The organism is Paractinoplanes maris (assembly GCF_023544465.1).
Taxonomy (GTDB): domain Bacteria; phylum Actinomycetota; class Actinomycetes; order Mycobacteriales; family Micromonosporaceae; genus Actinoplanes; species Actinoplanes maris.
This window is the reverse complement of sequence record NZ_JALPVL010000018.1, coordinates 169,486-194,758: the sequence shown is the minus strand read 5'-3', so window position 1 is coordinate 194,758 and position 25,273 is coordinate 169,486. Positions and strand designations below refer to the sequence as shown.

The 25,273-nt window shown below is 71.5% G+C and carries 21 protein-coding genes and 1 pseudogene; 10 read left to right on the top strand and 12 right to left on the bottom strand.

From position 1 onward, the window contains the following. Positions 1–3: 3 nt before the first annotated feature. The 3 genes from NAG42_RS41615 to NAG42_RS41605 all read left to right on the top strand — a co-directional run bounded on the left by NAG42_RS41615 (position 4) and on the right by NAG42_RS41605 (position 3,156). Positions 4–888: a carbohydrate ABC transporter permease gene (locus tag NAG42_RS41615; RefSeq protein WP_438872523.1), complete on the top strand. Its 885-nt coding sequence runs from the start codon at positions 4–6 to the stop codon at positions 886–888. Between the two features lie 34 nt (positions 889–922). Further along, positions 923–1,966, top strand: coding sequence for a LacI family DNA-binding transcriptional regulator (locus NAG42_RS41610; RefSeq protein ID WP_250038042.1), 1,044 nt, complete (start codon positions 923–925; stop codon positions 1,964–1,966). 86 nt (positions 1,967–2,052) lie between these two features. Further along, positions 2,053–3,156, top strand: a complete 1,104-nt coding sequence (locus NAG42_RS41605) for a glycoside hydrolase family 53 protein (RefSeq protein WP_250038041.1) — start codon at positions 2,053–2,055, stop codon at positions 3,154–3,156. Here the strand turns inward: NAG42_RS41605 and NAG42_RS41600 are convergent. Further along, on the bottom strand, positions 3,128–3,727 hold the full coding sequence (locus NAG42_RS41600; RefSeq protein ID WP_250038040.1) for a TetR/AcrR family transcriptional regulator: 600 nt from the start codon (positions 3,725–3,727) through the stop codon (positions 3,128–3,130). The genes NAG42_RS41605 and NAG42_RS41600 overlap by 29 nt on opposite strands. Before the next feature lie 62 nt (positions 3,728–3,789). Between NAG42_RS41600 and NAG42_RS41595 the strand changes: the two genes are divergently transcribed. Genes NAG42_RS41595 through NAG42_RS41585 form a run of 3 tightly spaced genes read left to right on the top strand, consistent with a single transcriptional unit; the run spans position 3,790 to position 5,315 of the window. Beyond that, positions 3,790–4,689 (top strand): oxidoreductase, encoded by a 900-nt coding sequence (locus tag NAG42_RS41595; RefSeq protein ID WP_250038039.1) that lies wholly within the window; start codon positions 3,790–3,792, stop codon positions 4,687–4,689. A 12-nt stretch (positions 4,690–4,701) separates the two neighbouring features. Further along, on the top strand, positions 4,702–4,977 hold the full coding sequence (locus NAG42_RS41590; RefSeq protein ID WP_250038038.1) for a hypothetical protein: 276 nt from the start codon (positions 4,702–4,704) through the stop codon (positions 4,975–4,977). Then, the gene (locus NAG42_RS41585; protein WP_250038037.1) at positions 4,974–5,315 is read left to right on the top strand and encodes a hypothetical protein; all 342 of its coding nucleotides are present in this window, start codon (positions 4,974–4,976) and stop codon (positions 5,313–5,315) included. Before NAG42_RS41590 ends, NAG42_RS41585 begins: the two co-directional genes overlap by 4 nt. 77 nt (positions 5,316–5,392) lie before the next feature. On the opposite strand, the gene NAG42_RS41580 is transcribed toward NAG42_RS41585, so the two are convergent. The 5 genes from NAG42_RS41580 to NAG42_RS41560 form a co-directional block, all read right to left on the bottom strand. Next, complete coding sequence (locus NAG42_RS41580; RefSeq protein ID WP_250038036.1) at positions 5,393–6,739, bottom strand: FAD-dependent oxidoreductase; 1,347 nt, start codon at positions 6,737–6,739, stop codon at positions 5,393–5,395. A gap of 10 nt (positions 6,740–6,749) precedes the next feature. Beyond that, positions 6,750–7,154, bottom strand: coding sequence for a superoxide dismutase, Ni (gene sodN, locus NAG42_RS41575; RefSeq protein WP_250038035.1), 405 nt, complete (start codon positions 7,152–7,154; stop codon positions 6,750–6,752). Between the two features lie 186 nt (positions 7,155–7,340). Beyond that, positions 7,341–7,805: a hypothetical protein gene (locus NAG42_RS41570; RefSeq protein ID WP_250038034.1), complete on the bottom strand. Its 465-nt coding sequence runs from the start codon at positions 7,803–7,805 to the stop codon at positions 7,341–7,343. Then, positions 7,798–8,403 (bottom strand): RNA polymerase sigma factor, encoded by a 606-nt coding sequence (locus NAG42_RS41565; protein ID WP_250038033.1) that lies wholly within the window; start codon positions 8,401–8,403, stop codon positions 7,798–7,800. The genes NAG42_RS41570 and NAG42_RS41565 overlap by 8 nt, the downstream gene beginning before the upstream one ends. 54 nt (positions 8,404–8,457) lie before the next feature. Then, a complete protein-coding gene (locus NAG42_RS41560; protein WP_250038032.1) occupies positions 8,458–9,723 on the bottom strand; it encodes a S8 family serine peptidase in 1,266 nt (421 codons plus the stop codon). 131 nt (positions 9,724–9,854) lie between these two features. Here NAG42_RS41560 and NAG42_RS45255 point away from each other — a divergent pair, with 131 nt between their 5' ends. Next, positions 9,855–12,500 carry a CHAT domain-containing protein gene (locus tag NAG42_RS45255; RefSeq protein WP_250038031.1) on the top strand — a complete coding sequence of 882 codons (2,646 nt, stop codon included), beginning with the start codon at positions 9,855–9,857 and terminating at the stop codon, positions 12,498–12,500. On the opposite strand, the gene NAG42_RS41550 is transcribed toward NAG42_RS45255, so the two are convergent. From NAG42_RS41550 to NAG42_RS41535, 4 genes are all read right to left on the bottom strand, one after another. Further along, positions 12,501–14,162: a VWA domain-containing protein gene (locus NAG42_RS41550; protein WP_250038030.1), complete on the bottom strand. Its 1,662-nt coding sequence runs from the start codon at positions 14,160–14,162 to the stop codon at positions 12,501–12,503. It abuts the gene before it with no gap. A 226-nt stretch (positions 14,163–14,388) separates the two neighbouring features. Then, entirely contained in the window at positions 14,389–15,897 is a 1,509-nt protein-coding gene (locus NAG42_RS41545; RefSeq protein WP_250038029.1) for a hypothetical protein, read from the bottom strand. A gap of 41 nt (positions 15,898–15,938) precedes the next feature. Then, the gene (locus NAG42_RS41540; protein ID WP_250038028.1) at positions 15,939–17,513 is read right to left on the bottom strand and encodes a molecular chaperone DnaJ; all 1,575 of its coding nucleotides are present in this window, start codon (positions 17,511–17,513) and stop codon (positions 15,939–15,941) included. 78 nt (positions 17,514–17,591) lie between these two features. After that, the gene (locus tag NAG42_RS41535) at positions 17,592–17,834 is read right to left on the bottom strand and encodes a hypothetical protein (protein ID WP_250038027.1); all 243 of its coding nucleotides are present in this window, start codon (positions 17,832–17,834) and stop codon (positions 17,592–17,594) included. A 79-nt stretch (positions 17,835–17,913) separates the two neighbouring features. Here NAG42_RS41535 and fdh point away from each other — a divergent pair. The 3 genes and pseudogenes from fdh to nrfD form a co-directional block, all read left to right on the top strand. Then, positions 17,914–21,153 (top strand): annotated as a pseudogene (fdh, locus tag NAG42_RS41530) (formate dehydrogenase); the annotation flags it as partial. 16 nt (positions 21,154–21,169) lie between these two features. Then, a complete protein-coding gene (locus NAG42_RS41525; RefSeq protein WP_438872522.1) occupies positions 21,170–22,351 on the top strand; it encodes a 4Fe-4S dicluster domain-containing protein in 1,182 nt (393 codons plus the stop codon). 143 nt (positions 22,352–22,494) lie between these two features. Further along, complete coding sequence (gene nrfD / locus NAG42_RS41520; RefSeq protein ID WP_250038069.1) at positions 22,495–23,436, top strand: NrfD/PsrC family molybdoenzyme membrane anchor subunit; 942 nt, start codon at positions 22,495–22,497, stop codon at positions 23,434–23,436. Positions 23,437–23,721: 285 nt separating this feature from the next. Here nrfD and NAG42_RS41515 read toward each other — a convergent pair whose 3' ends face one another. Then, positions 23,722–24,168 (bottom strand): MerR family transcriptional regulator, encoded by a 447-nt coding sequence (locus tag NAG42_RS41515; protein WP_250038025.1) that lies wholly within the window; start codon positions 24,166–24,168, stop codon positions 23,722–23,724. 73 nt (positions 24,169–24,241) lie between these two features. Beyond that, a complete protein-coding gene (selD, locus tag NAG42_RS41510; protein ID WP_438872521.1) occupies positions 24,242–25,252 on the bottom strand; it encodes a selenide, water dikinase SelD in 1,011 nt (336 codons plus the stop codon). Between the last annotated feature and the right edge of the window lie 21 nt (positions 25,253–25,273).

Here is a 25,273-nt window from a genome sequence, read left to right as displayed (position 1 = left end):
GTCATGGCCGTGACCACCTTGGTTCGTCCCGTGGCGGAGGTGGCGCCGCCGGTCGCGCGCAGGCGCTCCAGCCCGACCGCCACCGTGCTCCTGCTGCTCGGGGCCGCCTACTGCCTGCTGCCCGTCGTGTGGGTGCTGGTCGCGTCGACCAAGAGCGCGAGCGAGCTGTTCACCACGTTCACCTTCGCGCCCAGCACCCACCTGTTCGACAACATCGCGTTCCTCACCAGCTACCGCGACGGCCTCTACTGGCGCTGGATGGTCAACTCGGCCGTCTTCGCCGGTGGCGGCGCCGCGGTGTCGACGCTGGTCAGTGCGATGGCCGGGTTCGCCATGGCCAAGTACGACTTCCGCGGCAAGGGGCTGGCCTTCAACCTCGTGCTGGCCGGGGTGCTCGTGCCGGCCGTGATCCTGGCCGTGCCGCAATACCTGTTGCTGGCCAAGGTCGGGCTGACCAACACCTACTGGGCCGTGCTGCTGCCGAGCTTCATCAGCCCGTACGGGATCTATCTCTGCCGGATCTTCGCGGCCGCGACCGTGCCCGACGAGGTGCTGGAGGCGGCCCGGATGGACGGCGCGAGCGACTGGCGGGCCTTCTCCCGGGTGGCGCTGCCGATGATGCGCTCCGGGCTCGTGACCGTGTTCCTCTTCCAGTTCGTAGCCATCTGGAACAACTACATGCTGCCGTTCATCATGCTCGGCGACGACCGGCTCTTCCCGGTGACGGTGGGCCTGAGCGGCCTGCTCAACCAGGGCGCCACCCAGCCCGCAATGTACACGTCGGTGGTCACGGGCTCGCTGCTGTCGATCATCCCTCTCGTGGTGCTGTTTTTGACACTGCAGCGCTATTGGCGGGTCGACCTCGGCGCGGGTGCGGTGAAGGCATGAGCGACTGCCCCGATCGAGGTCCAGCGTGACGGCTATGATCCCCACCGTGCCGACGCCCTCACCTGGGCGTAAGCGGCCCACCATCCGCGACGTCGCGCGCGAGGCCGGGGTCTCTTACGCCACCGTCTCGCGCGTCCTCAACGGCCGCGAGTGGGTCAGCCCCGAGGCGGTGCGCGCCGTGCGGGAGGCCATTTCCCGTACGGGTTACACGGCCAACCCGCACGCCCGGTCCCTCGCCACCGGCCGCTCCGGATCGATCGCCTTCCTGCTCACCGAGCCGCAGCACCTGCTGTTCGAGGATCCCAACTTCTCCGTCCTGCTGCGCAGTGCCGCCCAGGCGCTGTCCGACCGCGAGCTCACGCTGATCCTGATGATCGCCTCGACCCCGGAGGAACGCAGCCGCACCATCGCGTACCTCTCCGGCGGGCACGTCGACGGCGTGCTCCTGGTGTCCCCGCACTCCGGCGATCCGCTGCTCAGCCAGCTGGTGCGGGCCGAGGTGCCGATCGTCGCCTGCGGCCGGGTCCTCGGCTTCGAGCAGGTGATCAGCTCGGTGATGGCCGACGACCGCAACGGCGGGCGGTCGGCCGTCGAGCATCTGATCAGCGCCGGCCGTACGAGAATCGCCACGATCACCGGGCCGCAGGACACCGGCGGTGGCGTCGACCGGTTGCAGGGCTACCACGACGCGCTGATCGCCCACGGCCTGACCATCGACCCCGGCCTGATCGCCCACGGCGACTGGAGCCGGGAGTCGGGGGCGGCCGCCATGCGGACGCTGCTGGCCCACGACCCCGGGCTGGACGCGGTCTTCGTGGCCTCGGACGCGATGGCCGAGGGCGCCCTGCGCGTGCTGCGCGAGGCCGGCCGCGACGTGCCCGGCGACGTGCGGGTGGTCGGCTTCGACGACTCCGGCCTGGCCGCCACCACCGAACCCCCGCTGACCACGGTCCGCCACCCCCTGGATCGGGTCGCCGACGAGATGGTCCGGCTGCTCACCGACGTGATCGCCGGCCGCACCCCGCTCTCCATCACCGTGCCGACCACCCTGGTCGTCCGCGCTTCCTCCCCGCTGTAACGGCTCCATCCCGCCGTCCCGCTCCCAGGGCTCCACTCCGGCGTCGCCACCGGCGCCGGTCCCCCCTTCGTCCGTGAAGGAGCGATATGAAACCGTCCCTCCGTGCCGTGGTGGTCGTCGCCGTCCTGACGATCTCGGCGGCCCTGGCCGCCCCGGCGCAGGCCGCCGGCACGCTCACCATGCGAGGCGCCGACGTCTCGTCGCTGCAGCGCACGCTCGACCTCGGCGGCAAGTACTACAACGCGTCCGGCAACGCCGCCGACCCGTACGACATCCTCAAGTCGGCCGGGGTCAACTACGCCCGGCTGCGCATCTGGAACAACCCGGCCAGTGGCTACAACAACAAGGCCAAGGTGCTCCAGCAGGCCAGGGCGATCAAGGCCAAGGGTCTCAAGCTGCTGATCGACTTCCACTACTCCGACACGTGGGCCGACCCCGGCAAGCAGTTCACGCCGGCCGCCTGGGCCACCCACTCGCTGACCCAGCTCCAGGCGGATGTCTACAACTACACGTACGACGTCTGCACCGCCCTGAAGGCGCAGGGCACCACCCCCGACAGCGTCCAGGTCGGCAACGAGATCAACGTCGGCATGCTGTGGCCCCGCGGTCAGGTCACCAACAACGACTTCGCGCCGCTGGGCTCACTGCTGAAGCAGGGCTACAACGCGGTGAAGGCGTGCAACAACGCGACCCAGGTGTGGGTGCACGTGGCCGACGCCGACAGCATGGCCAACATGCGCTGGTTCTACGACGGCATCAAGGCGCAGGGTGTGCCGTGGGACGTCACCGCACTGTCGTATTACTGCATGTGGCACGGCAGTCTGGCCAACCTCTACAACGTCATCACTGACGCCCGCACCCGCTACGGCAAGCCGGTGGTGATCGCCGAGACGGCCTACCAGTTCACCACGGCCGACGCCGACAACGAGCCCAACTCGATCCCCGGCACGGTGCTCTGCGACAACATCCCGGCCACCTGGGCCGGCCAGGCCCAGCAGTTCACCTGGGTGCAGAACACCGCTCGCAACGCCGGCGCCGTCGGCGTCTTCTACTGGGAGCCCACCTGGTATGCCATCAAGGGCAACGGCTGGGACCCGGCGAACATCAACGGCACCGGGGACGGCTGGGACAACATGGCCGTCTTCGACCGGAACGGCCGCGTCAACCCGAACGTGCGCTGGACTCCCTAGGTCCTGATATGAACTGCTCGACGGCCGTCTCCGCGAGGTCGTCGAGCAGTCCGGGCCGGACCAGCCCGGTGTTGATCATCGTGGCGATGCCCTGCATCGTGGCGAACATGACGATCCCGATCCGCTCGGGATCCCCGGCGGCCAGCCGGCCCTCGGCCTGACCCCGCACGATCAGCTCGTCCATCAGCGTGAAGGCCGGCCCGGACGCCGCCACCACCCGCTCGGCGCCCGGCCGGTGCTTGCTGCCGAACATCAGCTCGAGCAGGGCCGCGTCGTCGGTGGCAAAGCGGATGTACGCCGTCACAGTCGCCCGCAGCTGCGGCACATAACCCTCGCCGGCCTCGGCGACCGCAGCCCGCAGCTGCGTGTCCAGCCGCGCGAAGCCGGTCTCGGCCAGCGCGTAGAGCAGCGACTGCCGGTCGGGGAAGTGCCGGCGGGGCGCGGCGTGGCTCACCCCGATCTCGCGGGCCAGCTCGCGCAGGGAGAGCTGCTCGGCACCGCTCTCGCGCAGGCTGCGCTCGGCGGCCTCGAGCAGGGCCGTACGGAGTTGTCCGTGGTGATAGGGCGGCACGACCACATCCTAGCCAGTTGTTGCCATTGACGACATTGTTGTCACCGCCTACATTGTTGCTCATGCCTACATTTACGTTCGCCACCCTGCCGCCGCAGACCGGGCGCACCGTCGTCGTCACCGGGGCCAACAGCGGGATCGGCCGCTCCGCCGCCCGGGCCCTGGCCGCCCGCGGGGCCCGCGTCGTGCTGGCCGTCCGCGACGTCGCCAAGGGTCGCGCGGCCGCCGCCGCCATGACCGGCGAGACCGAGGTCCGCCGGCTCGACCTGGCCGACCTGGCCTCGATCCGCGAGTTCGCCGACGCCCTCGACGAGCCGGTCGACCTGCTGATCAACAACGCCGGCCTGATGGTGCCGCCGCTCGGGCGCACGGCCGACGGCTTCGAGCTGCAGTTCGGCACCAACCACCTGGGCCACTTCGCGCTGACCAACCTGCTGCTGCCCCGGATCCGGCAGCGCGTGGTGACCGTCTCGTCGAGCGGCCACCGGGCCGGCCGGATCGACTTCGACGACCTCAACTGGGAACGGCGCCGCTACCGCCCGATGGCCGCCTACGGCCAGTCCAAGCTGGCCAACCTGCTCTTCACGGCCGAGCTGCAGCGCCGGCTCACCGAGGCCGGCTCCCCGGTCCTGGCCAATGCCGCCCACCCCGGCCTGGCCAGCACCAACCTGCTGCATCACCAGGGCGTGCCGACCTGGCTGGCCACCCTGCAGCGACCACTGGTCAATCTGCTGGCCCAGAGCGAGGACGACGGCGCCCTGCCCACCCTCTACGCGGCCGTGGCCGACCTCCCCGGCAACAGCTACGCCGGCCCGAGCGGCTTCCTCGAGGGCCGCGGCGCCCCCCACCTGGTCGGCCGCTCCCGCCGGGCCCGGGACCTCGACACCGCCCGCCGCCTCTGGACGGTCTCCGAGCAGCTCACCGGCGTCCGCTTCGCCCTGACTCGCGTATCACGCGCGTAGTACGCTGGGGGAGTGCCATACGAATGGGACGACTGGGCCCTGGCCGCTCTGCTCGGCATCGAGCTTCACGAGGTGCGGCAGGTGCTGGAGGCCCGGCGTCGGTGGCCTCGGCGTGCGGTCAGCGCCGAGGGCGTTCCGGTCCTCACCGTGTGGGGCCGCACGGTGGGTGGGCGGCCGCTGATCGTGGCGGTCTATCACGCGACCGAGCTCACTTGGAAGATCATCGGTGCCCGGGGCATGACCGATGAGGAACTGCAGCAGTTCAGCCGGTGGGAGGAGACCCGATGAGTCACGACGACGTACCGCAGTCGGCCGAGCAGCTCGCCCCGTTCATGGACGGACTCTCGTTCGAGCCCCCGGCCGGTCCGGAGGACGAGCAGGCCCTGCTGGAGTTGCTGCCCCCGGCCGGTTCGGCCGTGATGGTGGTCCGCTCGCTGCGGCTGCCGACCGAGCTCGACCAGGCCGTGGCGGCCGCGGCCAAGGCGGCCGAGGTGCCCAAGACGACCTGGATCCGCCAGGCGATCGAGATGGCCCTGGCCGTGCAGGCCGAGGACGATCAGCCGATCTCCCGCTCCGAGGCGCTGCGCGCCCTGACCCTGCTACGCCCGGCCCGGCACGTCGCCTGAGCCGGCGCGGCGCGAAATCCGCTGGGTGCCGGCGGGAGGTCCCCGCCGGCACCCGACGTCAAAGCACGCCCGGGGCCTCAGATGCCCCGGCTGATGTCGATCATGTCCTGGCGCGGGACGACCTTCACCCGCTTGCGGCCGTGTGGCCGGCCCAGCCCGACCTCGTGGTCGTCCAGGCGCTTCCAGCCGTCCCAGGTGGTGTAGCCGACGCCGCGCCGGTCGAGGTAGGTCAGCACGTCGGCCGGGTCGCGGTGGATCGCCGCGGGCAGGGTGTCGACGTCGGCCAGCAGGCTGGTGATCGTCTCGTTGGCGTCCTTCTTCGTGTGACCGATCAGGCCGACCGGGCCGCGCTTGATCCAACCCGTCGCGTACAAACCGGGCACCCGCTCGCCGTCGAGGTCGAGCACGCGGCCGGCCTCGTGCGGGATCGTCCCGGTGACCGGGTCGAACGGCAGGTCGGCGATCGGGCGGCTCAGGTAGCCGATGGCCCGGTAGACGGCCTGCACCTCCCAGTCGGTGAACACGCCGGTGCCGCGGACCGAGCCGTCGCCGGTGAGCTCCTGTGTCTCGGTGCGCAGGCCCTCCGTACGGGAAGAACCGAGAACCGCCACGGGGGCCTGCAGGAAGTGCAGGTGCAGGCGGCGTGGGCGGTCCCGGGGGTCGCGGGCGCACCAGTTCTGCAGGGTGTCGACGCACATCTTGAGCGAGCGCCGGGCCCGGATCGCGGCCAGACTGCCCTCGTCGAACTCCATGCCCTCCGGGTGCACGACCACCTCGACGTTGGGCGACTCGTCCAGTTCGCGCAGCTCCATCGGGGTGAACTTGACCTGCCCCGGTCCGCGCCGCGAGAACAGGTGCACGTCGGTGACCGGGCTGGCCAGCAGGCCGCGGTGCACGTTGTCGGGGATCTCGGTCTCGAGCAGCTCGTCCGCGGTCTTGGCCAGGATGCGGGCGACGTCGACGGCCACGTTGCCGGCCCCGATCACAGCGACCTTGCTCGCGGTCAAAGGCCATTCCCGCGGTACGTCCGGATGGCCGTCATACCAGGACACGAAGTCGGCCGCGCCATGGCTGCCCGGCAGGTCGATGCCGGGGATGTCCAGCTCACGGTCCTTGTCGGCGCCGGTGGCGACCACGACCGCGTCGTAGAACGGGGTGAGCTCCTCGGGCTTGACGTCGACGCCGTAGTCGACGTTGCCGATGAACCGGATGCGCGGATCCTCCAGCACGTGGTGCAGCGCCGTGATGATCTCTTTGATCCGCGGGTGGTCGGGGGCGACCCCGTACCGGATGAGGCCGTAGGGCGTCGGGAGCCGGTCGATGATGTCGACCGTGGCGGCCGGGGCCGCCTTGGTGAGGATGTCAGCCGCGTAGATGCCGGCCGGGCCGGCACCGACGACGGCGACCCGAAGAGAGCGATCCATGTCTGTGTCCTCAGGCCTTCTTGGTCGCCCAGAAGATCGTCGAGATCTCCTCGATCTTGGCGAGGAGGCGGTCGGCGACCTCGGGGTCGGCCGAGCCCTTGGCCCCGCCCCCACCGGCCAGCTTGGTGGCCTCGTTGAACAGGGTGTGCAGCTCGGGGTACTGCTCGAAGTGCGGCGCCTTGAAGTAGTCGGTCCACAGCACCCACAGGTGGTGCTTGACCAGCTCGGCGCGCTGCTCCTTGATGATCAGGGCACGCGTACGGAACTCCGGGTCCTCGTTGGCCTGGTATTTCTCGCAAATGGCCTTGACCGACTCAGCCTCGATCCGCGCCTGGGCGGGGTCGTAGACGCCGCAGGGCAGGTCGCAGTGGGCGCTCACCGTGGTGCGCGGCGTGAAGAGGCGGGGCAGTCGCATCGGGGTCCTCTCTCGGGATCGGTTCTCAAACCTAGAACCTCAACCGCACTTCAAGTCAACGCAAGATCACGAGACCCCGGTCACACGGCACCGTCAGGTCCGTATACGGCCTGAAGATGCGACTTTTCTCGGCCCGCCTCGGTGTCTCGCCCCGGGCCGGTCAACAGCGATTCCGTACGGCGTCGCCTAGAGCTGGAACCAGCTGGTGAGCAGCTCGGGGCCGGGACGGGTGCGGCACAGCAGGCGGAACGAGCCTCGCGGCACCGGGCGGAAGACGAAGTAGCCCAGGTCGTCGGCTTCGACGTCGGTGCCCTCACCGATCGAGCTCATCAGGGAGACGCCGGCCGGCCGGGGCGGCAGGATCTGGCCGACCAGGGCGTCGTCGGTGATCTCGAGCACGACGGCCACCGCGGGGGCCTGGAACCGCAACGACCGCAGGGAAGCCACCTCGGCCCGGACCAGTGCCGGCTCGTCCGGCACCGGGTCGACGGCCGAGTCGTACGTCAGGGCGGCCAGCTCCGCGTCGATCGTCCGCCAGTCGAAGGCCGCCTCGCCGAGCGCGACCACCCGGGCCGGCACCGCCTCCGCGGCGCTCAGCGACTCCGCGAGCGCGGCGAGCAGGTGCTCGTCGTCATGCCACCGGTCATCCATCGTCGTTCCCTCGCCCCGTGTGCTCATGCTCCGTGCCGGTCAGGCCGAGAATCGCCGGGTGCCGGCGAAGCTTGTCGAGGCATCGGGCCCGGCTCGGCCCGAGGCTGCCCACCGGCCTGCCCATCCTCGCGCCGATCTCGGCATACGGCAGCGGGGGATCGTGGAGCAGCAGGGTCAGCAGGCGCCGGCACGGTTCCGACAGCTCGGCGAACGCCGTGCGCAAAGCCTGTTGCCGCTCCACTGCCAGGAGCCCGTGGTCCGGGAGGTCCTGGCCGGCGGTCAGCTCCTTCTCCCGGACGGCGCGGCGCTCGACGAGCTCGCGCTGGCGGGCCAGGCGCTGCACCCGGATGCCCTCGCGGCGCGTCGTGGTGACGAGCCACCCGGGCAGGGCGGCCGGCTCGCGGAGCTTGTCCAGCTGCTCCACCAGGCGCATCCAGACACCCTGGCAGGCGTCCTCGGCGTCCGTGCGGGAGAGACCCGACCGGAGGCAGACCGACCACACCAGCGGGGCGAACCGGGCCACGATCGCGTTCCACGCCACCCGGTCACCGTTCTTGGCGCGTTCGATCAGCCCCGCCAGTGGTTCGTCGTCGGGCATCAGCCTCGGCCGGTTCCCTTCCCTTGGTGAACCGGCCGCGACGCCGGCTCGCGGTCAATCCCTGGCTCTCCAGATGCCGTCGGCACCGTGGGCCAGGATCTGGTCGAGTGCTTCACGCGCGGTGACACGACCGGGCACAGTCCGCCGGGCGATCTCGCCGGCCACTGTCGCGACCGCGAACGAGGAGCCGCTCCAGCTGGCGAATCCCTCGAATCGCTCCGGCTCCTGGTCGGCGTCGATCTGAACCCTCGCATCGAGATACAGGCTCGAGACGTCCACGCCACGCGCCTTCAACTGGAACCAGGGCAGGTCGGGGGGACTGAACTCCGCGAGCTTGCCGTCGGCGTCCGCCGCGGCGACAGCGCAGACGCGGGGTTCCGAGGCCGGATGGGTGACGGTCCTGCTGGTCAACTGGCCGGGTGGGCCGGAGAACGGTTCCTTGCCGTGGTTACCGGCCGCGGCCACCACGACGGTGCGTGACGTCAGGCGTTCCATGGCCCGGGTCAGGACCAGCGGGGGCCGGCCGTCCATGGTGTACGTCCCCAGGGCCAGCGGCAGGACGTCGACCCGGTTCTTCTCGTCGAGGAAGGCCATCAGCGAGGTCGCGACGTCCCAGCTGGTGCCGTGGGCGTCGGTGCCGAGGGCCGGCCGGACGACCAGGAAGGCGCCGGGGGCCCGCTGCAGCACCAGGCCGGCGATGAAGGTCGCGTGCCCGGATGCCGGCTTGACCACACCCTCCGGTACGAACGTGGCGACATCCTTGTCGTAGCGTCCTTCGAGCTGCGCGTTGGCGAAGATCGGCGTGTCGGCCAGACCGACCCGGACACCGGCTCCGTCCGGTGATCCCACCCGGCCGATGGCGGGTGGTGGCGTCCGCGGAAGGGTGGGCACCTTGCTTACGCCGCCGCCGCTGATGTAGGGGAGGCCCTCGACGTCCTGCAGTCCGCGGTTCTTTCCGAAGGCGGGCACGAAACCGCCGTACTTCCCGGCGAACCAGGACCGCATTGCGGCCAGGCAGACGTCGAGATTGGTCGGTTCAGGGCCGTCGCCGGCCAGGATCGCGCCCAGCGCCTTCTTCCAGTGCCCGCGGGCGTCGTCGCCGACACCGGCGCCGGGGTCGGTGGTCGCGGCGGTGTCCTCGACCGCCAGACCCTTCAACCTCAGACGGCCCAGGCCGAGGCGCTGGTTCCGGTCCGGTTCGCCGTCGACGGTCACGCCGAAATGGATCAGCTCCTCGCTGACCAGCGGTACGTACTCCAGCTCGACAACGATCTCGTTGCCGACCTGGAGATCGAGCCTCCGTGAACGTTCCTGATCCATGATGGGCACACCCTTTCCGGCGTTGCCTGCAGTCAGTCCTACGCGTACAGAGGGGTGAAAGCAACGGCTGATACGCCGGTCCTGACCGTAAAGTGGTTGACAGGAATCCGGCCGCGTCGTCTCTGTTAGGTGTGGGAGCGTCGGCCGCACGGGAGGCAGCCGAGGACGCGCTGCGGGTGGCCGAGGGTGACCCGGAGCGCGCGGACGACCTCGCCGTCCAGGCCCTCACCCTGGCCCGGCGCAGCGGTGACCAGGCCGCCACCGTGATCGCTCAGCGGGCCCGCGGGCTGGCCGCGATCCACCACAAAGACCTCGACCGCGCGGTCCGTCACCTGCGGCGGGCGATGGAGGTCGCGCGCACCGCCGCCCTGCCCCGGCTCGGCGCCGAGGCTCAGATGACCTTCGCGTACGCGTTGAATCTGCGCGGCCGTCCCCGGGATGCCCTGCGCGAGATCCGCGCCGCCGTCCAGCGTCTCGACCACGTCGAGGGGGCCCGCGCCCGCGCTCAGGAAGGCGCGATCCTGCACCAGCTGGGGCGCCTCGGTGAGGCCCTGGAGCGTTACCGCGTAGCCCTTCCGCCACTGCGCCGGGCCGGCGACGACCTGTGGGTGCAGCGTGTCGTCTTCAACCGGGGCGTGCTGCACGCCCAGCGCCGCGAGCACGCGGCCGCCCTGGCCGATCTCGACGAGGCGGTGCGGCTGTGCCGCGATCTCGGGCTCACCCTGCAGAACGGCTACGCGCTGGCCAACCTCGGCTTCGTCCAGTCGTTGCGGGGCGACATCCCGGCCGCGCTGGCCCATTTCGACGAGGCCGAAGAGATCATCGAGGGTCTGCGGGCGCAGCTCGGCCCGCTGCTGACCGACCGCACCGACCTGCTGTTGTCGGCCCGCCTGATCTCGGAGGCCCGGGAGACGGCCGAGCAGGCGGTGGCCGAGTTCGAACGGACCCGCAGCCGGCTCGGGCTGCCCGAGGTGCGCCTGCTGCTGGCCCGGGTCGCGGCGGTCGACGGCGACCTGCCGCTCGCGCTGGGTCAGGCCTGCCGGGCGCTGCGCGAGTTCGCGCGCCAGGGCCGGGCCGACTGGGTGCCGCTGGCCCGGCTCGCCGTCCTGTCGATCCGTGAGGCCGGCGGCACGACGCCCTCGCTCGCCGCGATCGACAAGACCGTCGAGGCGGTGCTCCCGCACCGCTGGCCGGTGGCGGCGCTCGAAGGACGGCTGCTCGCCGCCCGGGTGGCCCGGGCCAAGGGCCAGCCGGCCACCGCGCAACGTCACCTTGGTGTCGCAGCCGAGGCCCGCCGGCGGGGCCCGGCCCTGCTGCGGGCCCGGGGCTGGTACGCCGAGGCGACCCGGCGGCTGGCCGCGGACGACCCGGGCGGGGCGACCCGGGCGGTCCGGGCCGGCCTGACCGTGCTGGGCGACCACGCGGCGACCATCGGCGCCACCGACCTGCGTGCGCACGCGGCCGGCCACCGTACGGATCTGGTCGATCTCGGCCTGGAGGTGGCCGTCCGCCGCGGCCGTCCGCTGGGCATCTGGGAGTGGGCCGAGCTGGGGCGGGCCGTGCACCTGATGCGCCGCCCGGTCCGGCCGCCGGACGACGACGTGCTGGCCGGTGACCTGGCCGATCTGCGGTCGGTGGCCGTCGAGATCCTCCAGCTGCGCAAGGCCGGCAGCCCCGTGGCCGCCCTGGTGCGGCGGCAGATCGCGCTGGAGCGCCGGATCCGCGACCACGCGCGGTGGTCCAGGCAGGCCGGGACCGCCCGGTCGGCCCTGGCGCCGTCGGCCGCGGCCGTCGCCGGTTCCCTGGGCGAGCGGGCCCTGATCGAGTTCGTCGAGCACGGCCCGGAGCTGCACGCGGTGACGATGACGCCGGCCGGGATGCGCCATCACCGCCTGGCCGCGACCGCCGAGGTGCGCGACCTCGTGCGCCGGTTGCCGTTCGGGCTGGGCCGGTTGGCCGCCGACGCGACCGGACGCGACGACCGGGCCGGCGCCCTCGCGCTCGTGCGGGACGCCGCCCGGCGGCTCGACCGGCTGATCCTGAGCCCGCTGACCGAGACCGCGGACCGGCCGCTGGTGCTGGTGCCGACCGGGCCGTTGCAGTCGCTGCCGTGGGCGCTGCTGCCCTCGTGCGCCGGGCGCCCGATGGTCGTGGCGCCGTCAGCCATGCTGTGGGCGCGCGCGACAGCACGCGAATCCACCGTGGACGGACCGGTGGCGGTGTGCGCGGGGCCCGATCTGCCCGGCGCCGAGGCCGAGGCGCTCGACGTCGCCCAGATCTACGACGGGAAGCCTCTGATCGGCGCCGACGCGACGGTCGCGGCCGTCACCGGCACGATGGACGGCGCGACGCTGGCCCACCTGGCCGCGCACGGCACCGCCCACCAGCACAACCCGCTGTTCTCCTCGCTGCGGTTCGCCGACGGCCCGCTCATGGTCTACGACCTGGAGCGGCTGACCGGCGTCCCGCACACGGTGGTGCTGGCGTCATGCGACGGCGGGCGCAACGTCGTCGCGGCGGGCAACGAACTGCTGGGCCTGAGCGCGACCTTCCTCGCACTCGGCGCCGTGCAGGTGGTGGCATCGGTGCTGCCCGTGCTCGACGCACAGACCGCACCGCTGATGTCAGCCCTGCACACCCGCCTGGCCGCGGGCGTCCCGGCCGCCGAGGCGCTCGCCGCCGCCCAGCGCGAGAACGCGGACGACGAACGCGTGATGGCCATCGCGTCCGGCTTCGTCTGCATCGGCGCCGGCCGCCCGGCCCGTCCCGGCGCCTGATCAGGCGCCGCGGCGGCTGGCAATCGCCTCCAGGAAGATTTCGCCGATCTTGGCGGGGTCGGTGGCGACGAAGACGCCGCCGGAGCCGGAGGCCTTGACGATCGCTTCCAGTTCGGCGCGGTCGATCGCGGTGCCCATGCCGATGATGATCATGCGGACCGGTTTGGCCGGGTTGCGGAGCTTGGTCATCTTGGCGACCAGCTCGTCGATCGTGAGGCCGCCGGGATTGTCGTTCGCGCCGTCGGTATAGATGACCACCGAGTTGGACACGCCGGGCTTCCAGCCTTTCAGCACCGCCCCGTACGCGGCCAGCGCGGTATCGAACAGCCCGGTGTCCCCGCCGTCCTTCGGGGTGATCCGGCCGATGGCCGCCTTCAGCCGGGGCAGGTTCGTGGCGACCGACGAGATCGGCACGTTCTCCTTCCACGGCCGCCGGCCCACCATGTTCGTCGAGAACGTCCAGTTGCCGACCGACCAGCGTCCGTCGAGCAGCGCCAGGCCCTGCTGCGCCGTCCGCTGGGTCACCTCGGCCCGGGTCAGGCCGCCGGCGGTCGGCACCTTCGCCTTCATCGAGCCCGACACGTCGAACACCGCGAGCATCCGGCCCGGCTGGGTGATCGCCGTCCAGCTGCCGAGCAACGGAGTGATGGCCGCGGCGGGCGGGGCCGGCGGTGACAAGACCTTGGCCGGCGCGCCGTCCGGGGCCGGGAATCCCGAACCCACCGAGCCGTCCGCGTTGCGCAGCCCGGCCTGGGCCAGCTCGGCCGGGAAAGCGCCGAGTGCCGCGCGTAGCCGGGCCGCCGCGGCGGCTTTCTCCGGGTCGACCCCGGGCATCACCGCGTACGGATAATCGAGCACGGCCGTGGCGGGGCTCGGATAGAGGGCGGCCAGCTGATTGCCCGGTGTTCTGGCGTTGTGGCCGATGACGTCGGCCTCGGACAGCGGCGCCAGGCCGACGCTGTCGCCCAGCTTGACCAGCAGGTCGTCGCGGAGGTTGGAGCTGTTGGCGGCGAGGGTCCGCATGACCCCGACGCGCAGGGCGGGGTTCTTGGTCGCGCCGGCCACGGTGAGCAGCCCGGCCAGCCCGGTGGCCGAGCGCGACGGCTCGACGATGCCGGGCCGCAGTGCCTTGTCGGCGTAGAGCCTCGTGACAAGGTCGGCCATTTTCGGCGTACGGGTCGTCAGGCCCAGCGACGCGGCCGACGACTGCGGCACGGCGAGCACCATCGGGCTCATCGCCACCGAGCCCAGCACGGACGGCACGAATCCCGGTGCCTCCGACGAGATGCGGAGCAACCAGGTCGTGGCGTCGGGGATCCAGATGTCGACGCCGGACGCCGTGGCCCGCCCGCCGGTGCCGACCCCGGCCAGGTTCACCCCGTGCTGCCCGCCGACCGCGGCCGCGACCGCCGCCGGGTCGGCGGCGGTGACCGCGACCTGGGCGCAGGCGTCCTCGCGCTTGGTCCACGCCTCGGCGGCGGCCCGGATGGCCGGGGCGATCTCGGGGGCGGCGTCCACCCGCAGCTGGACCGTGGTGGCGCACTCCTCGCCGCCCCACTCGCGGAAGCCCGCCCACGCACCGCCGGCGACCACGGCGACGGTGACGGCGGCGGCGGTGACGATCAGTCCGGTGCGCTGGAGATGACGATGACGGCCAGGCATCGAGCCATGATGGACGGCCCGCCAACTTTTGTCACTAGCGATGCAAAATCTTTCTGACGGCGGCGGGTGGCCACCCGGGCGCAGGCGCCGGCGACGAGCAACGCGAGGCCGATCAGGGCCACGGCGGTGGTGTTGCTGCCCGGCGGGCAGCCGGACGGTCACCGTCAGAAGTGCGGTCAGCAGGGCGATCAGGCTGTGCCGACGGCTCGGCGCATGACGGTGGCCTTCAGTGGCGACGGGTGGCGAACCGGGCGGTGGCGCCGGCGACGAGGAGAGTGAGACCGATCAGCGCCACGGTGGCGGTGTCGGTGCCGGTGATCGGGAGGCCGCCGCCGCCCTCGCCGCCGCCATTGCCGTTGTCGCCGCCGGTGGCCGCGCCGGTCGCGGTGATGACGATGGGGGCACTCTGGCGCTTCACGCCGGCACTGTGCAGCTCGGTGCGGATCTCGCCGCGCAGCGTGCCCGGCCGGTCGACCCGGAAGGTGAAGTCGAAGGTCTCGGCCCGGCCGGGCAGGTAGGGGTTGCCGCGCCAGAAGTCGGTGAAGCAGTAGAAGTTGCCGTCACCGGGCAGCACACCCGGCGGCCAGGGCGCGTCCGGCCCCGGGTAGCCGCTGACGAACGGCTCGCACCGCTCGGGGTGCTTGACCACTGTGGTGCCGGCGGGCGGCTTCACCGTGACGGTCAGGTACGCGCCGGCCGGGTGTCCCCAGCTTTCGATGCGCGCCGGGCCGTCGTTGCGCACGCTGAGGCGGGCGGTGACCGTCCGGCCGACCGTGCCGTTCACCGTCGCGCCCTTCACCGTGATGGGGGAGCGGTTGTCGCCGGTGACAGAGAGCGTCCAGTCGTCGGCGTTGTCGAGGGTGTCGGGCTCGGTCTGCGGGACGGCGCGGGCGGTGGTGACGGCGGCCAGTTCGAGCTCGGGGCCGCTGCCCCCGGCCGGCAGCCGGTGACCGAGGTCGAGGTAGTCCTGCGCGGTGTACCAGGTGAACGACGAGATCCACTCGCTCGGCGCCCAGACGGCGTCGGTCGCGGTGACCGGCCACGGTGTCGCGAGCCGGTAGGTCTGACCGGGGGCCAGCTCGGCGTCGAACAGACAGGCCGCGCCCGCCTGGGGCCGAAGGATCGTGGGGGCGGCGGTGATCGGGGCGCAGTTGCGGTGATCGGCCGTGCGGATGCCGATGGCCGTGCGCAGCTGCAGGACCACACCGGTCACCGGGCGGTCGCCGGTGTTGCGGACCGCGGCGGCCAGCCCGGTCGTCGCGCCGGTCGCCACCGAGAGGTCGGCCTGGGCGTCGACCGCGGTCAGCGCGGCCTGCTCGGCAATGGTCACGGTGGCGGTCGCGGTGTCCAGCGTCGCGGTGCCCAGGACGGCCCGCAGGCCGACCTTCGCGGTTGCGCCCAGTTCGGCGCCGGGTGCGGCGGTCACGACCAGCTGCGACTCGCCGACGGCCGCGCAGTCCAGCGTGGAGGCGGTGGTGGTGCATTGGGCGGACGGCCACGGGGTGAGGGTGGCGATCCCGCTCAGCGCCGCGATGTCGAAGACCAGGCGGTAGTCGCGCGGCGGATTGGTGGCGGGTGCGGTGAATTGGACCCGCATGGCTTTGGCCGTGCCCGGCGCGACGCTGGTGTCGGCCAGGGTCAGTCCGTAGTCCCCGGCGGGAGCGGCCGGCGCGGCCGCGGCCGGAATGAGGGCGGCGACGAATGCGATCAGAGTGACGCCGGCGAGCCTGCGCATCGTCCGGAGTGAAGTGGAGCGCGGCGTGCTGCGTGACCCGATCACCGGCGGCGCGTCGCGAACCGCGCGGCGGCGCCGGCCGCGAGCAGAGCGAGACCGATCAAAGCGACCGTGGCGGTGTTCCCACCGGTGATCGGCAGGCCGCCGCCACCACCCGTGCCGCCGTCGTCACCGTCGTCACCGTCACCACCGGGGCTGCCCGCGGCCGGGCCGGTGGCGGTGACCACGATGGCGTCCTTCTGGTTGACCACGGTGGCCTGGCCCCCACCGAAACCGAGGATGGTCCGGATCTCGCCCCGCAGCGTGCCGGGCTTGTCGAGGCGCAGGGTGAAGTCGAAGTTCACCGGCTTGCCCGGCAGGTAGGGGTTGCCCCGGATGATGTCGGTGAAGCAGTAGTAGTTGCCGTCGTCGAAGTCGGCGCCCGGCGGCCACGGCACGCCCGGAGCCGACGGCGCGTCGACGTTGAACACAGTGCAGCCCTTGCCGGGTTTGATCACCGTCGTGCCGGCCGGCGGCCGCACGGTGACCATCAGGTGGGAGTTCCCGACGCCCCAGCCCTCGACCCGCGCCGGGCCGTTGTTGAGCACACTGGCCTGCACGGCCACGGTCTGGCCGACGCGGCCGCTCGCCGTGTCGCCGGTGACCGTGAAAGTGGAGACGTTGCGCCCGGTGACCCGCAGGCTCCACTGATCATTGTTGTTGTCCGGGTTGGCGTTGACGTCCAGCTCGGTCTGCGGTGCGGCGGCCGGGCCCGCGGGCAGTTCTGCCGCACCGGCCAGCTGCAGCTCGGGGCCGTCGCCGGTGCCCGGTGGCAGCCGGCGGCCCAGGTCCCGGTAGTCCTGCACCGTGTACCAGAAGAACTGGGAGAGCCACTCACTCGGCGCCCACACCGCGTCGGTGGCGGTGATCTGCCAGGGCGTCGCCAGCCGGTACTCCTGACCGGGCTCCAGCACGGCGTCGAACAGGCAGGTGGCGCCGGACGACGGGGAGACCGGACCGGGCGGACCCTCGAAGTTGACGCAGTTGCGGTAGCCGGCGGTCTCGATGCCGGTGATCGATTTCAGTTCGAGGACGATGCCGTTCACCGGGACGTCGCCGGTGTTGCGGATGCCGGCGGCCAGCCCCGCGGTCGAGCCGGTGGCCATCGACAGGTCGCCCTGCGATTCGACCGCGGTCAGGGCGACCTCCTCGGCGATCGTGATCGTGCCGGTCGCACTGGCCACCGTCCGGCCGCCGGTGACGACGCGACCCGGGATCCGCACGACCGTGCCGACCGGGGCATCCGCTTCCGCGGTGACCAGCAGGTAGCTCGACATGTCCAAGCCCGTCTCCGGACAGGTCAGGGTGGTGGCCGTGGTGACACACCTCGGGTTGATGTTGGGCCGGAGCTTGACCAGGCCCGCGGCCGCGGTGATGTCGAAGACCAGGTCGTACTGGTATCGGGTCCCGCGGACGCGAGGCGGGGTGACCGAGAACGGCAGGCCCTCCTCGACGCTGCCGGGCGCGATGCTGACCTGTTTCACCTGCATCTGCCAGGAGGGTGCGGCCTGTGCCGCCGCCGGGGCGGTGAGCACGGTCAGAAGGAGGATCAGGGCGGCGCCAGCGAGCCTGCGCATTGATGTGTTCCCTTGTCCGGGCGGTCAGCGGCGCCCGCAGCGTACCCTCTGATCAGGATGCATTCTGTCCGATGTTGTTCACCATCCGTACGGACCGTCGCCCGGCCGGTCCCAGCCGTCGCACGAATCCTCCTGTTCGGCCGAGGACGCGTTCTCCCGAAGCACGTCGAGCAGGTCGGGGCCCTCGTGGCCGGTGTCGACCGAGCGCCCGATCAGGCCCAGCTGGGTCGCGCAGTCACGGCCGAAGCCCTTCACCATGCGGTCGGCGCGTGTCTGATGCCCGCAGCGGGGACACCGCCGCAGGGCCACGGGACGCTCCATGAAACCCATTATCCAGGTCGTTTGTGAGGCGCGCGCGGGTCCCGTGCGACAGGCCGGAAGCTGGGTTAGGGTCGTGATCGTGGGAGTCAAGACATGGATCGAGGGGTGGCCGGTCTACCGGCAGCTCACCGGCACCGACCCGCTGGGCCGGGGCGCTGCCTCGCAGTCCCCGCGGTCCAAGGCTCTGACCGCCCGCACCGAGACTGCCGACCGGGTGGCCAAATCGGTCTGCCCCTACTGCGCGGTCGGCTGCGGGCAGCGCATCTTCGTCAAGGACGAGAAGGTCGTCCAGATCGAGGGCGACCCCGACAGCCCCATCTCGCGGGGCCGCCTCTGCCCCAAGGGCTCGGCCAGCCTGAGCCTGGTGACCAGCGACCGCCGCCAGCAGAAGGTGCTCTACCGCCGGCCGTACGGCACGGATTGGGAAGAGCTCGACCTCGACACGGCGATGGACATGATCACCGATCGGGTGCTCGCCGCGCGCGACGCGACCTGGCAGGACGCCGACGACGATGGGCGGCCGCTCAACCGTACGCTGGGAATCTCGAGCCTCGGCGGGGCCACGCTCGACAACGAAGAGAACTATCTGATCAAGAAGCTCTTCACCGCGATCGGCGCTATTCAGATCGAGAACCAGGCCCGTATTTGACACTCCGCCACCGTCCCCGGTCTGGGGACCTCCTTCGGCCGTGGCGGGGCCACCGGATTCCTCCAGGATCTGGCTAACGCGGACTGCATCATCATCCAGGGCTCCAACATGGCCGAGGCGCACCCGGTGGGCTTCCAGTGGGTTGTCGAGGCCAAGAACCGCGGGGCGAAGGTCATCCACGTCGACCCGCGCTTTACCCGCACCAGTGCGCTCGCGCACACCTACCTGCCGGTGCGGGCCGGGGCCGACATCGCGTTCCTGGGTGGCGTGATCAACTACATCCTCAGCAACGAGAAGGACTTCCGGGAGTACGTGGTCGCGTACACCAACGCGTCCATGCTGGTCAGCGAGGACTTCCAGGACACCGAGGACCTCGACGGCCTGTTCTCCGGCTACGACTCCGAGCTCAACACGTACGACCAGGGCAGCTGGCAGTACGCGGGGCAGCAGGACGAGGGTCAGGAGGAGGGCGAGTCGCACGCCGACCGGGAGACCGCCTCCGGCCTCGAGCAGGAGTCGCACGGCCCGCCGATCCCGGCCGACGTCCCGCGGGACCCGACCCTGCAGGACCCGCGCTGCGTCTACCAGGTGCTCAAGCGGCACTACGCCCGCTACACGCCCGAGGTCGTGGAGCGCCTGTGCGGCGTACCGCAAGAGAAGTTCCTCGAGGTCTGTGAGGCCTGGACGGCGAATTCGGGCCGGGAGCGGACGACCGCGCTCGTCTACTCCGTGGGCTGGACGCAGCACAGCGTGGGCGTGCAGTACATCCGGGCCGGCGCGATCATCCAGCTGCTCCTGGGCAACATGGGGCGCCCCGGCGGTGGCGTGATGGCGCTGCGCGGGCACGCCAGCATCCAGGGCTCGACCGACATCCCGACGCTGTTCAACCTGCTGCCCGGCTACCTGCCGATGCCGCACTTCCAGCAGCACCAGACGTTCGACCAGTGGATCGACGCCATCCGGCATCCGGAGCAGTCCGGGTTCTGGGCCAACGCGAAGTCGTACGCGGTGAGCCTGCTCAAGTCCTACTGGGGCGACGCGGCGACCGAGGAGAACGACTACGGGTACGGCTGGATGCCCCGCCTGACCGGCGACCACGGCACCTACCAGCAGGTTCTCGACATGATCGACGGAAAGATCAAGGGATATTTCCTGCTCGGCCAGAACCCGGCGGTCGGCTCGGCCCACGGCAAGGCCCAGCGACTCGGCATGGCCAACCTCGACTGGCTGGTGGTCCGCGACCTCTACATGATCGAGAGCGCGACGTTCTGGAAGAACGGGCCCGAGATCGCCACCGGTGAGATCGTGCCCGAGGAGTGCAAGACCGAGGTCTTCTTCATGCCCGCCGCCTCGCACGCCGAGAAGGAGGGCACCTTCACCCAGACCCAGCGCATGCTGCAGTGGCGGGAGAAGGCCGTCGAGCCGCCGGGCGAGGCCCGCAGTGAGCTGTGGTTCTTCTACCACCTCGGCCGCAAGATCAAGGAGCGCCTGGCCGGGTCCACCCGCCCCCGCGACGAGGGCGTGCTCAACCTGGCCTGGGATTATCCCGTGCACGGCGAGCTGAGCGAGCCCAGCGGCGAGGACGTCCTGAAGGAGATCAACGGGTACGACCTGACGACCGGCAAGCTGCTGAGCACCTTCACCGAGATGAAGCCGGACGGCTCGACCTCGGGCGGGTGCTGGATCTACACCGGCGTCTACCAGGACGGGGTCAACCAGGCCGCCCGGCGCAAGCCCGGCAGCGAGCAGAACTACGTCGCCCTCGAGTGGGGCTGGGTGTGGCCGGCCAACCGGCGCACCCTCTACAACCGGGCCTCGGCCGACCCCGACGGCAAGCCGTGGTCGGAGCGCAAGAAATACGTGTGGTGGGACGCCGAGAAGGGCGAGTGGGTCGGCGACGACGTGCCCGACTTCGAGAAGACGAAGCCGCCGTCCTACCGGCCGCCCGAGGGCGCGAGCGGGGTCGAGGCCATCTCCGGTGACGACGCGTTCATCATGCAGGGCGACGGCAAGGGCTGGCTGTACGCGCCGAGCGGGCTCATCGACGGCCCGATGCCGACCCACTACGAGCCGGCCGAGTCGGTGTTCCGCAACCCGCTCTACGGCCAGCAGGCCAATCCGACCCGCAAGGTGTACGAGCGCTCCGACAACCTGACCAACCCGAGCCCGCCCGAGAAACACTCGGAGGTCTTCCCGTACGTCTTCAGCACGAGCCGCCTGACCGAGCACCACACGGCCGGCGGCATGAGCCGGCAGCTGGCCTACCTGTCGGAGCTGCAGCCGGAGATGTTCGTCGAGGTGTCGCCCGAGCTGGCGGCCGAGCGCGGCCTGGAGCACATGGGCTGGGCCCACATGGTCACCGCGCGAGCGGCGATCGAGGCCCGGGTGATGGTGACCGACCGGCTGACACCGCTGCGGATCGACGGCCGCGTCGTGCACCAGCTCTGGATGCCCTATCACTGGGGCAGCGAGGGCCTGGTCACCGGCGACTCGGCCAACGACCTGATCGGCATCACGCTCGACCCCAACGTGCTCATCCAGGAGAGCAAGGTGGGCACCTGCGACATCCAGCCGGGCCGCCGGCCGACCGGCCCGGAGCTTCTGACGTACGTGCAGGGCTACCGTGATCGTGCGGGCCTCACACCCGGGCACCACACGCCGATCGAGACCCCGAGGGACGCAGACGATGGGCAGCAATAGCCTCTACGGGCCGCTCGACCCGGCGCCGGACGCGGGCTACACCGACGCGCCGCCGCGGATGGGATTCTTCACCGACACGTCGGTCTGCATCGGCTGCAAGGCGTGCGAGGTGGCCTGCAAGACGTGGAACGCGGTGCCGGACGACGGGTTCGACCTGCTCGGACAGTCCTACGACAACACCGGTGGGCTGACCGCGAACTCGTGGCGGCACGTGGCCTTCATCGAGCAGCCCCGGTCGTCGTCGGGCGCGGCCACCGATACGCCGGGCGCGTTCGCCGGGCTGCCGGTCGGGCCGTCGTCGATCCCGGCGACCAATGTGGTGGCGGCGCGGACCGCGCCGGACACGGGCACCGCGCCGGGGATTCCACCGGCGGTCGACGCGCTGGCCGCGGCGGCCACCGCCGGCAGCGAGTTCCTCGGCGCCCCGGCTGCTCCGGGCTGCGGTTCCGGGGGCTGCGGCTCTTCTCATTCCGGCGCTGCTACACCGGGCTCTGCTTCACCGGGCTCTGCTACACCGGGCTCTGCTCAGGCAGGCGGTGGGCAGTTCCTCGGGATGCCGATGACCGATCTGCCGGGGCGGGTCGCCGAGGCGCCGCGCACCGACTTCCGCTGGCTGATGATGTCGAACGTGTGCAAGCACTGCACCCACGCCGGATGCCTCGACGTCTGCCCGACCGGGGCGTTGTTCCGCACCGAGTTCGGCACGGTCGTGGTGCAGGAAGACATCTGCAACGGTTGCGGCTACTGCATCTCGGCCTGCCCGTACGGCGTGATCGACCGGCGTGAGGACGACGGCCGGGCCTGGAAGTGCACGCTCTGCTACGACCGCATCGGCGATGGATTGACCCCCGCCTGCGCCCAGGCCTGCCCGACCGAGTCCATCCAGTTCGGCGAGCTCTCCGAGCTGCGTGAGCGCGCGGCCCGCCGAGTCAAGAACCTGCAGGAGAACGGTGTCGCCGAGGCCCGGCTCTATGGCCACGACTCCTCCGACGGGGTGGGCGGGGACGGCGCGTTCTTCCTGCTGCTGGACGAGCCCGAGGTGTACGGTCTGCCGCCCGACCCGCACGTGCCGACCCGCGATGTCGTCTCGATGTGGAAGCGGGCCGGACTGGCCGCGTTGACCATGGCCGCCACCGCGGTCGTCGCGTTCGCCGGGAGGCGTCAGTGAGCTCGGTTTCCCCGCCGCCCGCCGGCCGGCCCGGCAGCGGACTGTCGCGGGACGAGGCGCCGGGTGGCCCGGTGCGCAATTCCTCCGGGGGCGACGGTGCCGGGCGGCGCAAGGGCAAGCGCGGCGGTGGCGGCGACCGGTCGATGGTGCCCAAGGCCGACTTCCAGTCCTACTACGGGCGGCCCATCGTGCGGCCTCCGGTGTGGACCCACGACATCGCGATCTACCTGTTCACCGGTGGCCTCGCCGCCGGGTCGGCGCTACTCGCGGCGGGCGGCCAGGCCACCGGCGATCCGGTGCTGCGGGTCGCCGGCCGGACGACGGCGCTGGGTGCGCTCGGCGCCAGCACCTTCTTCCTGATCAAGGACCTGGGGCGACCGGACCGCTTCCACCACATGCTGCGGGTGGCCAAGCCGACGTCGCCGATGTCGATGGGTACGTGGCTGCTGAGCTTGTTCGGCGGCGCGGCCGGGGTGGCGGCGGTGGCCGAGGTGGCGCCGTTCCTGCCCGCCCACGGGGTGCTCGGACTAGCTCGGAAAGTGCTGCCGCCGGTGGGTGCGGCCGCCGGGTATGGCGCCGCCGTGCTGGCTCCCGGGCTGGCCACGTACACCGCGGTGCTTTTCGCCGACACGGCGGTGCCGAGCTGGAACGCTGTCTATCCCGACCTGCCGTTCATGTTCGCCGGAAGCGCCCTGGCCAGCGGGGCGGCCGTGGGGCTGATCGCCGCCCCCGGTCGGCCCGCCCGGCGGATGGCCCTGGCCGGCGCCGCGGTCGAGCTCGTCGCCGGGCATCGGGTCGAGCACGGGTACGGGTTGCTGAGCGAGCCCTACACCACGGGCCGCCCGGGCAAGCTGCTGAAGGCGGCGCGGCTGCTGACGGTGGCCGGCGCGGTGGGTGCGGTGGTCGGTCGTCGCAGCCGGGTCGTGTCGGCCCTGGCCGGGGTGTCGCTGCTGGCAGGCTCGGTGCTGACCCGGTTCGGGGTGTTCGAGGGCGGCGTCGAGTCGGCCAAGGACCCGCGTTACACGGTCGTGCCGCAGCGCGAGGGCCTGAACAAAGCCGGCGGCAAGAAAGTCAGCGGGTCTTAGTCTCGCCGGGCCTTAGTTCGGCGCGTCGCTCGTCTCGGCGGGTCGCTTGCTTCGCCGGGGTCGCTGTCTCGCGGGGTCGCTGTCTCGCGGGGTCGCTGTCTCGCGGGGTCGCTGTCTCGCGGGGTCGCTGTCTCGCGGGGTCGCTGTCTCGCGGGGTCGCTGTCTCGCGGGGTCGCTGTCTCGCGGGGTCGCTGTCTCGCGGGGTCGCTGTCTCGCGGGGTCGCTGTCTCGCGGGGTCGCTGTCTCGCGGGTCGCTTCTTTCGCCGGGGGTCGCCGCGAACGCGGTCAGCGGGCCGGCGCGGTCAGTCCATCGTGTCCCAGCTCGTGCCGCACCCGCTGGAAGTCGTCGCCCTGCCGTTCCTGCTGGGCGCGGTCCATCTCGCCGTACAGGGCGATCTTGATGTCCAGCATCGAGAGGTCCTGCTGCAACTCGTCGATGCGGGCCAGCACGCGCTCACGGTGCTCGACGAACAGCTGCAGCCGGTCGCCCACGGTGTGGTCGCCGTCGCGCACCATCTCGGCGTAGCGGCGCATGTCCCGCACGGGCATGCCGGTGCCCCGCAGCCGGATCAGCAGCCGCAGCCAGCCCAGATCGTCGTCGCAGTACCGCCGCCGGCCGGCACTGTCCCGCTCGATCGGCGCGACCAGGCCCTCCTGCTCGTACCAGCGCAGCGTGTGCACACTGAGCCCGACAGTTTCCGCGGCCTCGCCGACAGTGAGTCCGTTAGCCATGGGTGTCAGCCTCGCAGTTCGAGTGCACTCGAAGTCAACCCCCGCGCCGGCTCGCCGTGCCCGGCGCTCGCGGTCAGGACCGTACTTCGAGCGTGGTCCCGTCCGGCCGCGCCGGGATCAGCTCGCCGATGACCGGGTAGCCCGGCACCTCACCGGCCACGAGCAGTCCGCCCGAGGTCTGCGCGTCGGCCAGCAGGAGCAACTCGTCCTCGCTGACGTCGCTGTCGAGGTGCGGCCGGACCCAGTCCAGGTTGCGGCGGGTGCCCCCACTGACGTACCCGTCCCGCAGGGCCTCGCGGGCACCATCCAGGTAGGGAACCGCGCTTGCGTGGAGGCGAGCCGTGACCCCGCTGGCCCGGGCCAGCTTGTGCAGGTGACCGAACAGCCCGAAGCCGGTCACATCGGTGGCGCAGACCGCCCCGATCCGCAGGGCTTCGACCGACGCCGCCAGGTTGAGCGTGGCCATGGTGTCGATCGCGTTCTGAAAGACCTCGCCGGTCGCCTTGTGCCGGCTGTTGAGCATCCCGATGCCCAGCGGTTTGGTGAGCGTGAGCGGCACCCCGGCCACACCCGCGTCATTGCGCAAGAGCCGGTGCGGGTCGGCGATGCCGGTGACCGCCATACCGTACTTGGGCTCCGGGTCATCCACGCTGTGCCCTCCGGCCAGGTGACAGCCGGCGTCCCGCGCGATGGCCAGCCCCCCGGCCAGCACCTCACCCGCGAGCTCCATGGGAAGCAGATCCCGCGGCCAGGCCAGCAGGTTGACCGCGACAACCGGCGTCCCACCCATCGCATAGACGTCGGACAGCGCGTTCGCCGCCGCGATCCGCCCCCAGTCGTACGCGTCGTCGACCACCGGCGTGAAGAAGTCAGCCGTAGCCACCACCGCCGTGCCGTTGGCCAGACTCACCACGGCCGCGTCATCCCCGTCATCCAGCCCGACGAGCAGCTCACCCGGCCCCTTGGGCAACCCCGTCCCGACCAGCCCGGCCACGACGGACTCGAGCTCACCGGGCGGAATCTTGCAGGCACAGCCACCGCCGTGCGCGTACTGGGTCAGCCGAGTCGCATCAACAGCAGTCACACCGACCACTCTGGCACGCCC

Excerpts from the sequence above, each read along its gene's own strand:
- NAG42_RS41535 (WP_250038027.1), bottom strand. The coding sequence starts at position 17,834 with ATGGAGCGTCCCGTGGCCCTGCGGCGGTGTCCCCGCTGCGGGCATCAG.
- nrfD (WP_250038069.1), top strand. The coding sequence starts at position 22,495 with ATGGTGCCCAAGGCCGACTTCCAGTCCTACTACGGGCGGCCCATCGTG.
- NAG42_RS41540 (WP_250038028.1), bottom strand. The coding sequence starts at position 17,513 with ATGCGCAGGCTCGCTGGCGCCGCCCTGATCCTCCTTCTGACCGTGCTC.
- NAG42_RS41560 (WP_250038032.1), bottom strand. The coding sequence starts at position 9,723 with ATGGATCAGGAACGTTCACGGAGGCTCGATCTCCAGGTCGGCAACGAG.
- sodN (WP_250038035.1), bottom strand. The coding sequence starts at position 7,154 with ATGCGACTGCCCCGCCTCTTCACGCCGCGCACCACGGTGAGCGCCCAC.
- NAG42_RS41610 (WP_250038042.1), top strand. The coding sequence starts at position 923 with ATGATCCCCACCGTGCCGACGCCCTCACCTGGGCGTAAGCGGCCCACC.
- NAG42_RS41550 (WP_250038030.1), bottom strand. The coding sequence starts at position 14,162 with ATGCCTGGCCGTCATCGTCATCTCCAGCGCACCGGACTGATCGTCACC.
- NAG42_RS41515 (WP_250038025.1), bottom strand. The coding sequence starts at position 24,168 with ATGGCTAACGGACTCACTGTCGGCGAGGCCGCGGAAACTGTCGGGCTC.
- NAG42_RS41525 (WP_438872522.1), top strand. The coding sequence starts at position 21,170 with ATGGGCAGCAATAGCCTCTACGGGCCGCTCGACCCGGCGCCGGACGCG.
- NAG42_RS41545 (WP_250038029.1), bottom strand. The coding sequence starts at position 15,897 with ATGCGCAGGCTCGCCGGCGTCACTCTGATCGCATTCGTCGCCGCCCTC.
- NAG42_RS41615 (WP_438872523.1), top strand. The coding sequence starts at position 4 with ATGGCCGTGACCACCTTGGTTCGTCCCGTGGCGGAGGTGGCGCCGCCG.
- NAG42_RS41570 (WP_250038034.1), bottom strand. The coding sequence starts at position 7,805 with ATGGATGACCGGTGGCATGACGACGAGCACCTGCTCGCCGCGCTCGCG.
- NAG42_RS41580 (WP_250038036.1), bottom strand. The coding sequence starts at position 6,739 with ATGGATCGCTCTCTTCGGGTCGCCGTCGTCGGTGCCGGCCCGGCCGGC.
- NAG42_RS41565 (WP_250038033.1), bottom strand. The coding sequence starts at position 8,403 with ATGCCCGACGACGAACCACTGGCGGGGCTGATCGAACGCGCCAAGAAC.
- NAG42_RS41605 (WP_250038041.1), top strand. The coding sequence starts at position 2,053 with ATGAAACCGTCCCTCCGTGCCGTGGTGGTCGTCGCCGTCCTGACGATC.
- NAG42_RS41595 (WP_250038039.1), top strand. The coding sequence starts at position 3,790 with ATGCCTACATTTACGTTCGCCACCCTGCCGCCGCAGACCGGGCGCACC.
- NAG42_RS41585 (WP_250038037.1), top strand. The coding sequence starts at position 4,974 with ATGAGTCACGACGACGTACCGCAGTCGGCCGAGCAGCTCGCCCCGTTC.